The organism is Vibrio sp. 10N.222.46.A1, from assembly GCF_041473595.1.
Classification (GTDB): domain Bacteria; phylum Pseudomonadota; class Gammaproteobacteria; order Enterobacterales; family Vibrionaceae; genus Vibrio; species Vibrio tasmaniensis_A.
In genome coordinates this window covers 1-240 of sequence record NZ_JBFRSN010001700.1, presented here as the reverse complement: position 1 = coordinate 240, position 240 = coordinate 1, and the positions used below count along the sequence as shown (strand labels likewise).

The window sequence follows — 240 nt, the reverse complement described above, 5'->3', positions numbered from 1 at the left end:
GATAGAAACCACCGCAACACCAGCCAATTCACCGATCATCATCCATAATGTACGCTTGTATCCAACACTCATTCCAAGTGTCAACGCCAAGGTCATACACATACCGGGCGTAATTGACACAAAGAAAAATGTGGGAATAAAAGCCCAAAGTAGTGCGCTATCCATATTATTACCTTATCGACTTATTTTTATTTAAGTGTTTAGCTTGTTGAGCTGTCTTTCTAAGGAGCTACCTCTGTC

1 pseudogene is annotated in these 240 nt (G+C 40.8%); it reads right to left on the bottom strand.

Annotated elements, in window-relative coordinates:
* Positions 1-165 (bottom strand): annotated as a pseudogene (locus AB4496_RS28935) (LysE family translocator); the annotation flags it as partial.
* Positions 166-240: the final 75 nt, after the last annotated feature.